Origin of the sequence: Pseudoalteromonas sp. SR45-6, assembly GCF_014163545.1 — a bacterium.
Lineage (GTDB): Bacteria > Pseudomonadota > Gammaproteobacteria > Enterobacterales > Alteromonadaceae > Pseudoalteromonas > Pseudoalteromonas rhizosphaerae.
The window spans coordinates 1-277 of record NZ_JACJDM010000226.1; the positions used below are offsets into that span (position 1 = coordinate 1).

1 pseudogene is annotated in these 277 nt (G+C 45.1%); it reads left to right on the forward strand.

The features are described from left to right. Positions 1 to 277: pseudogene (locus tag H5158_RS23015) on the forward strand (IS630 family transposase); the annotation flags it as partial.

Here is a 277-nt window from a genome sequence, read left to right on the forward strand (position 1 = left end):
AGCGTGGGTTTAGCTGGATCACAAGCCGTTCTAAGCACCCAAAGCAGTCAAAAGAAAGCCAAGAGGCTTTTAAAAAAGTTCCAAGTGGAAACGATCCTTCACACCCCAGGACATCTCCCTTTAGATCGCATTGATGTTTGGTTTCAAGATGAAGCACGGTTTGGACAACAAAATCAAACAACACGCTTATGGGCTGAAACAGGCTCTAGGCCTCGCGCAACAAAACAACAGCAGTTTGAGTATGGATACTTATTTGGTGCAGTGTGCCCAAGTAATG